The sequence below is a fragment of the Asaia sp. A2 genome (assembly GCF_057319415.1).
Map to the genome: position 1 here is coordinate 226,564 of NZ_JBXWTO010000003.1, position 8,027 is coordinate 234,590.

The following is an 8,027-nucleotide window of genomic DNA, read 5'->3' on the forward strand; positions in this document are numbered from 1 at the left end:
TGTCAAAAGACAATCACAATGTGACTTTTCATTTCTTATCACTTTCGATATGAGCCAATTGCGAATGACTATCAGTTTCGCAATGGAGGCTTAATATGACCCGAGACAGGCGATCCGGCAGATATATACTCAAGGCCGGCGTCGCGCTTGGTGGCTGTATTTTGTGCCTGTCTTCCAGGCAAAGCGCTGACGCCGCGCCGTCACAGGCCACCGCCGGGCAGGACGCGCTGGCTCATTCCCCGACCGAACTCAAGACATCCGCAAATCGTCCAGCTACCGGCATCAGCACCACCCGACACACGCCACCCGGTCCGGGAACGGACAACACGTCCACCCGCAATCCTGCACCCTCGCCCCGTGGCACGTCCCTCAGAAGGCATCGCCACGACCATCACAGACACGACGACCGTGATCATGCTGGCAGCGAGCAGATCAATGTCCGTGCCCGCGCATGGGAGAAAGGCAGCTACACCATTGCCGAAACGCGAACCTCGACCGGCTTGCCACTGAGTCTGCGCGAGACACCGCAAACCGTGACGGTCATTTCCCGCCAGCTCATGGACGATCAACAGATCAATACGCTGGACGACGTGCTCGGTACGGCACCCGGCGTTTCATCTTATTCGAATGACAACGCGGGTCGCACGACCTATCGGGCACGCGGGTTCGATATCACCAACTACCGTATTGACGGTATGCAGATCGATGCGTCAGCAAGCTTTGGTGGCGTCGGCGCCTCAATGAACATGGATCTCTACGAAAATGCCCAGATCGTACGGGGCGCGAATGGTCTCATGGGAGGCACGGGCGATCCTTCAGCCACGATCTACCTACAGCGCAAGGCCCCCACGAAGGAATTCACGGTGAGTGGTCTGCTCAGGCTGGGAAACTGGAACGAGCATCGTGTCATGGCCGATGTGAATGTGCCAATGAATCACTCAGGTACCATACGCAGTCGGTACGTTTTCTCTTGGGACGATACCGACACGTTTCGTGTGCGCGAACATGTCAACCGTCTGGGCGCTCTGGCCAACTACGCCATCGATCTCTCGCCGCGTGATACGCTGAATTACGGTTTCCAGTATGAGCGCACACGCAATGACGGCGCGTCCTGGGGGTCGAATGTGCCGATATGGTTTGCTGACGGCAAAACAACCAACCTGCCCCGAAGCACCAATCCGGTCGCAAACTGGAGCACCGCATTGCGAGACCAGTACACCGCCTTCGCCAATTACGACCACAGCTTTGGCGGCGAGTGGCACCTCAAGGTTGGCTACATGCGTACCGAAGGAGGATCATACAACAATCTCGGCGTTGCCAAGATCAATAACGGGTCGAAGAAAACAGGCGGCTATGCCGGGTTCTGGAACGAGGATGGAACCGGAGCCTATCTCAATGCTCTCCATGCTGAATATGCCGATTCACGTGACAATGCCGATGTGCATATTGGGGGGCCTTTCCGGGCTTTCGGTCGTACCCATCAGCTCGTTTTCGGCTTCAATGGCTATAATGATACGCTGACGACCTGGAGCTTCAGCAATGCTCTCGGTAATTGTTCGATTGCCGGGGTCGTTCCCTATAACGCCTGTCAATATCGCGCAACCGGGCTCCCTATTGCCAACTGGCGCAGTTGGAACGGCGATTACTCGAATTTTCAGACGCATCGCACTCATACGCGGGAGGTCGATGTCACACGCAATTATGGTGCCTACACGTCCGGGCGTTTCGTTCTTGCAAAGGGCGTGTCACTGGTGCTGGGCGGTCGCGTCAGCACTTACGAGGCCTATAGCGGCACCTATACAACGGCCAATGTCTATTCGGGCCAGACCGGCACAGGACGGCAGAACGCTGTTCTCACACCCTATGCTGGCGCTGTCTGGGATTTCACCCGCAACCTGTCCCTTTATGGCAGCTATACCAACGTTTATACCCCGCAATCCCAGTTGCGGGATGCGAACAACCAGCCGCTGTCGCCGGTCATGGGCAAGAGCTATGAGACGGGTATAAAAGGTGCCTTCTACGGTGGGCGACTGAACACCACCCTCGCCTTCTATCTTAACCGTCAGAACAATGTTGCCCAGGCGACGGGCGCGACCAATCTGCAAACGGGTGAATCCGTCTATGAGTCAGTCAACGGGGTGAAGACCGAGGGGGTAGATTTTGATGCCTCGGGGGAGATACTCCCGGGCTGGAATGTGCTGTTTGGCTACAGCTACCTCAACGAAAAAGGGCTGAGCTACCGTCAGGATCCGCAACATCTGGTTCGTCTGACCACGAGCTATACCTTCCACGGTCGCCTGAAGCACCTGACTATTGGTGGGGGAATCTCAAGCCAGACGAGCACGCAATGGGCTACAAATCCGGGGCGGCCACTGGGGCATGGGAAGTATGATGCCTCCAATCTGACCGTAAATGGCTATACGCTGGTCAATCTCATGGCGCGCTACCGTCTGATGAAATGGCTCGACCTGACCGGCAACATCACCAACCTGACCGACAAGACCTATGTCCGTCAGGCGGGCTTTTATGACGGCATGATCTATGGTCAGCCAAGAACTTTCAGCTTCACGCTACGCGGCCATTACTGACGGAGGGTCGAACAGGCCGGCACGATATCGGGTGCCAGCCTGTCTTGCTCTGATCGGCTCAGGCGGCAGAAAGACGCGAGAGTGCGGCTTCAAGACGCTTCTTGTCATGGCTGAAGCTGCTCAGTCTCTCACGGTTTTCCTCGACGACCTCCGGCTTGGCGCGTGCCACGAAATCGGCATTACCGAGCTTGCGCTCGACCTTGTCGATTTCCTTGGCAAGACGATCGATTTCCTTTTCCAGACGCTGGATTTCAGCGCCGATATCGATCAGCCCCTCTAGAGGAAGGACGAGTGTTGCCTCATCGATCACCGTCAGCGCCGCTGCCTTGGGAGGCTCGCCCGCCAGAGCGGAAACCGACGTTACGCGCGCCATGCGCCCGATTACAGCCGCCCAGCGCTCTGCGCGCGCCAGTGTTTCCGGTGCTGCGTCACGCAGCTGGACCGGCACCATCTGCGCCGGAGGAATATTCATTTCCGAACGTATGGTTCGGATCTCGCCAATGAAACGGATCACCCAGTCCATCTCAAGTGATGCAGCCTCCGCACCCTGCGGCGCAACAGGCGTCGGCCAGGCGGACTGTGCCACACTTCCGCCGAACTCGAAGGATTGCCAGAGCTCTTCCGTCACGAACGGGATGACAGGATGCATCATTCGCAGAATGGTGCCGAGAACATGGGCAGCGACCGCACGGATTTCATCCTGCTCCGGCGTATTCTCAGCGGCAAAGGCAGGCTTTGCAAGTTCGAGGAACCAGTCGCAGAACACGTTCCAGACGAAGCGGTAGCAGGTGCCTGCAAACTCGTCGAAACGATAGGCATCCAGCGCTGCCTTGGCACTCACAACGGCCTTTGATGCCTCATCGAGGATCCAGCGCCCGAGTACGCTCTGCACGCTGGCCGGGTCGAAGCCGCTCACAGGCTTGACGCCGTTCATCTCGCAAAAGCGCGCTGCATTCCAGATCTTGGTGATGAAGGTGCGGTAATCTTCCACGCGCTTGCGGCCGAACTTGATATCGCGTCCCGGCCCTGTCAGGGCACAGATTGCCATACGTGTCGCATCTGCGCCGAACTCGGCCACGAGATCGAGCGGATCGAGGCCATTGCCCTTGCTCTTGGACATCTTCTGACCGCGCTCGTCACGCACCAGCCCATGAATCAGGACCGTGCTGAATGGCACGTCATCCATGAAGTGCAGGCCCATCATCATCATCCGCGCAACCCAGAAGAAGATGATGTCAAACCCGGTGACGAGCACACTTGTCGGATAATAACGCGCGAGCTCCGCTGTCTTGTCCGGCCAGCCGAGCGTTGTGAAAGGCCAGAGCGCCGAGCTGAACCAGGTATCCAGCACGTCCTCATCCCGCGTCAGGCTGACATCGTCGCCGAACTGCGCACGTGCCTGAGCAAGGGCTTCTTCCTCGCTACGCGCCACAAACACGCTTCCCTCCGGGCCGTACCACGCCGGGATACGATGCCCCCACCAGAGCTGACGGCTGATGCACCAGGGCTGAATGTCACGCATCCAGGCAAAATAGGTGTTCTCCCATTGCTGAGGCTCGAAGCGGATACGCCCCTCCTCCACCGCCTTGATGGCAGGCTGGGCAAGGGTTGCCGCGTCGCAATACCACTGTTCGGTCAGACGCGGCTCGACAATGGCACCGCCGCGTTCGGCGTAGGGCACCTGAAGCGTGTGCGGTTCGATTTTCTCGATATGCTCGAGACGTTCCAGCTCCTCCACGATACGCTTGCGCGCTTCGAGACGGTCCATCCCTTCGAGCGAACGCACGAAGTCGATGGAGGAGAGCCCGTCGATCTCCCGCAGCTCAGACGCGATTTCACCCAGCCAGATCGCTGCCGCTTCGTCCAGGATGCTCGGCATGGGCAGATCATGTCGCTTGCCGACCTCAAAATCGTTGAAATCATGTCCGGGCGTGATCTTGACCGCGCCGCTCCCTTTCTCGGGATCGGAGTAAGTATCGGCCACGATAGGAATGCGACGGCCCGTAAGCGGCAACGTCACGAACTTGCCGATCAGCGCGGTATAACGCTCGTCTTCCGGATGGACGGCTACGGCGGTATCGCCAAGCATGGTCTCGGGGCGTGTGGTACCCACGACAATGGTCCCGCCACCCTCAACCGGGTAGCGTAGATACCACATGGAGCCCTTGGTCTCCTTGTTCTCGACCTCGAGATCGGAAATGGCTGAGCGGAACGCCGGGTCCCAGTTAACCAGACGCTTGGCACGGAAAATCAGGCCCTGCTGATGCAGGGTGACAAACACATCCCGAACAGCGCGTGACAGGCCCTCATCCATGGTAAAGCGCTCGCGCTCCCAGTCGGCCGACGCACCGAGCGTGCGCAATTGCTTGATAATCTGGCCGCCGGATTGCTCTTTCCAGGCCCAGACGCGTTCGAGGAATTTTTCGCGCCCCATCTCTTTGCGGCTGACGCCTTCCTTGTCGAGCACGCGTTCAACAACCATCTGCGTGGCGATGCCAGCGTGGTCTGTACCAGGCTGCCAGAGGACGTTGCAGCCTTCAAGGCGCTTCCAGCGGATCAGGATATCCTGAAGGACGAAATCGAGCGCATGACCGAAATGCAGGGTACCGGTCACATTCGGCGGCGGGAACATGATGGAGAATGCGTCGCCCCCTTTCTCAGGATGCGCCGCAAAAAGACCCTCTGCCTCCCACTGGGCATAAAGGCGGGCTTCGCATGCCGCGGGGTCGAAAGTCTTTTCGAGCATTGTCTTCCTGTCACCTGTCTTGCCATGCCCGACCCTCTGGACGCCGGGCATGAATCGAACGTTCAAGACCGTATTCTACATTTTCCAAAGCGCCTCGCCAAACCCCTCTGTTGCAGGGGATCAGGTCGAGATGAAGGACGCCTCAGACTGGATCCAGAATAGAGGCAGGAAGTCGCAACAGGTTCGAGGAGATACCGCGCCAGGCATCAAGAAGAATTACCCCCTCCGTAGAGCCGGCTTTCAGCCTTTTTCAGCGACCAGGCTGACCGACAGCGTAATCATTGATACCCCACAGGCGATCCTTGACGGCCTTGTAATACGCTTTCTCATCATAAATCGGTACGTCGAGCTTGAGATCGGCCGCAGTCAACCGCCCCATGGCTGCTGCTACAGCGTAGGAAGACTGCACCAGCCCTGCAAGATTTTGCACAAGCGCTGTTTGAGCCTGCAGAAGCGTCTGCTGCTGCTGAAGAACTTCAAGGGTCGAACTCGTACCGACAATGGCCTGCCGTTCCACGCCATCGAGTGCGATAACGTTGGCGGCAATTGCCGTACGATTACTGGTGATGGAGTCGTTATAGGACCGGAACTGCTGCCAATTGGATGACGCCGTCTGGGCGGCGGAGCGACGAGCAATCTCCGTTGCCCTGCGCGCAGCCAGATATTGCTGGCGCGCCTGCCGCACTGACGCGTATTCCGCGCCCCCCTGATAGATCGGCACATCGAAATTGATCATGCCATATTTGTTGTCCGTGACCATTTTCCCGTAACCCTGGTTCTTGATGTAGGAATAACCAAGGGTTGCTGAGATTTTAGGGAGAATCTGGGCGAGCTGTACCGAGAAATTGTCCTTTTGCTGTGCCTCGATGAATAGTGCATTGATGATCTGAGGGTTGTTGCGCGTTGCCTCTTCAACGGCATCCTTTTCAGCCTTCACCGGTAACGCGAGCGGTTGGGGTGCTACAAGATTTGGCGCGGGCGGAACGCCAACAATCTGCTGATATGTCGCCTGGGCAGAACGCAAGGTCCCCTCGCTTTGCTGGCGTGTGGCTTTGGCCGTTGCCAGAGCCGCCTGCGCCTGCGCGACATCGGTTCGCGTGATTTCACCTTGCTGAAAGCGATCCTGTGTCGCTTTGAGCTGCTCCTCAAGAACGTGCTCGTTGTTGATGTTGATCTGCAAAATCTGCTCGCTGCGGATCACACCGAGATACACATTCACCACGTCATTGAAGACCTGCTGCTCGGTCTCGATCAACTGGGCGCGTTCTGCCATCACCGTGTTGACCGCCTGGTGCGTCTGGGCTGTCGTTTTGCCTCCGGTGTACAGATTCTCGGTGATCGTGACCCCACCCTGATAACCAGGTGTGGAATAGGACCGGCTATAGGCTGGAGTTCCAAAGCTCGACCCTGGTTCTGGTCCCTGAGCGCCATAGGCATTCGTGCCTCGGTAGTAGGTCAGCCCGGCCTGGCCTTGTATCTGGGGCCGCCAGCCGGCAAGCGCCGAGGGCACCTGCTCATCGGTTGCCCGTAGCCTCGCCCGCTCCTGACGCAAGGTCGGATTGGTGAGATAGGCAGTAGCCAGAGCTTCTTTCAGCGTATGAGGAATGAATTCGGGCGAACCTTTGCCGTCATAAGTCTGCGCGAGAGCCGTCGTGCCGTTGAGAAATACAATCAGACCGACACTGAGCGAAGTATAGGCTTTTAATTGATCCGTTTTCATGGATGCCCTTTCGATAAACGGCAACGCTGCAACGACGTGCTGGCATGTTTCGTACGCTGGTGTTGAGTTGCTCTTGATCGCTCCTATGCCATAACTCAAAGCATTCGGAAATTTCTTCTTATTTCTCGATTAACCCGCTCGAAGCCCCTTGACCCGCGAGACGCAACGAGAGATATAGCGCTCACACCAGCTGGTCCGGTGGCAGAATGGCTATGCAGCGGACTGCAAATCCGCCTACGTGGGTTCGACTCCCGCCCGGACCTCCACCCCCCAAAAAAATCTCTCAAATTTTCCATTTGCACAGAGTTTCTAGAAAACTCTCGTGGCGTGCAATACAGTACGTGCGCCGCAAGCGTAGGCCTTTACGCCGCCTGGAAACAAAACCCCGCACATCTTCCTTACCTGCCCGGATGGTTAGAGCGTTTTCTGCCCCGATTGAATCGGTTGGGACACCCAAAATGGCGGCGATCTGATCCAGGAACCAGCCGGGATGGGGGCCGGTTGTGGATGTCATCACGCACGTTGTCTCTGGATCTTTGCGGACGTGTTGTTGCGGCCGTATCAAACGGTCTGTTGCGTCGTCAGGCGGCTGAACGATTTGGCGTCAGCCCGGGGAGTGCGGTTCACGGGTGCGCTCTTGTCGCCACGGCCGGCAATCCTGCCGTCAGACTGCTTGGCGGGGATCGTCTATCTCACCAGATCGGGGTGCAGGCAGAGCGTATTCATGCACTGATTAGAGCGTTTTCCTCTCAATCTGGCTTATATCCAGCGGCGGTGAAGAAGTTGGCGCATTCTGCGGGCGCGACCTGATCGATGAGTTTGCCGATCCTGTTCCAAAGCCCGTCTCGGGTGCGTTCGGCGGCGCGGCGGAGATGGGCCTTGAGTTTGGAAAACGCCATCTCGATCGGGTTGAAGTCCGGGCTGTAGGGCGGCAGGAACCGCAGGCTGGCTCCGGCGGCCTCGATCGCCGCCT

Annotated in this window: 4 protein-coding genes and 1 tRNA gene; 2 read left to right on the top strand and 3 right to left on the bottom strand. The window is 57.8% G+C overall.

Features of this window, described 5'->3' with window-relative positions:
* The first annotated feature begins 95 nt into the window (after positions 1-95).
* Entirely contained in the window at positions 96-2,588 is a 2,493-nt protein-coding gene (locus ACWNRM_RS04420) for a TonB-dependent siderophore receptor (protein WP_485169518.1), read from the top strand.
* Positions 2,589-2,646: 58 nt separating this feature from the next.
* Here ACWNRM_RS04420 and ACWNRM_RS04425 read toward each other — a convergent pair whose 3' ends face one another.
* Positions 2,647-5,334 (bottom strand): valine--tRNA ligase, encoded by a 2,688-nt coding sequence (locus ACWNRM_RS04425; RefSeq protein ID WP_485169680.1) that lies wholly within the window; start codon positions 5,332-5,334, stop codon positions 2,647-2,649.
* 250 nt (positions 5,335-5,584) lie between these two features.
* Complete coding sequence (locus ACWNRM_RS04430) at positions 5,585-7,054, bottom strand: TolC family outer membrane protein (protein WP_485169517.1); 1,470 nt, start codon at positions 7,052-7,054, stop codon at positions 5,585-5,587.
* A 192-nt stretch (positions 7,055-7,246) separates the two neighbouring features.
* Between ACWNRM_RS04430 and ACWNRM_RS04435 the strand changes: the two genes are divergently transcribed.
* A tRNA-Cys gene (locus tag ACWNRM_RS04435) sits at positions 7,247-7,320 on the top strand.
* Between the two features lie 483 nt (positions 7,321-7,803).
* Here ACWNRM_RS04435 and ACWNRM_RS04440 read toward each other — a convergent pair.
* On the bottom strand, positions 7,804-8,027 hold a 224-nt coding region (locus ACWNRM_RS04440), incomplete at its 5' end, for a transposase (protein WP_485169516.1).

Excerpts from the sequence above, each read along its gene's own strand:
- ACWNRM_RS04420 (WP_485169518.1), top strand. The coding sequence starts at position 96 with ATGACCCGAGACAGGCGATCCGGCAGATATATACTCAAGGCCGGCGTC.
- ACWNRM_RS04425 (WP_485169680.1), bottom strand. The coding sequence starts at position 5,334 with ATGCTCGAAAAGACTTTCGACCCCGCGGCATGCGAAGCCCGCCTTTAT.
- ACWNRM_RS04430 (WP_485169517.1), bottom strand. The coding sequence starts at position 7,054 with ATGAAAACGGATCAATTAAAAGCCTATACTTCGCTCAGTGTCGGTCTG.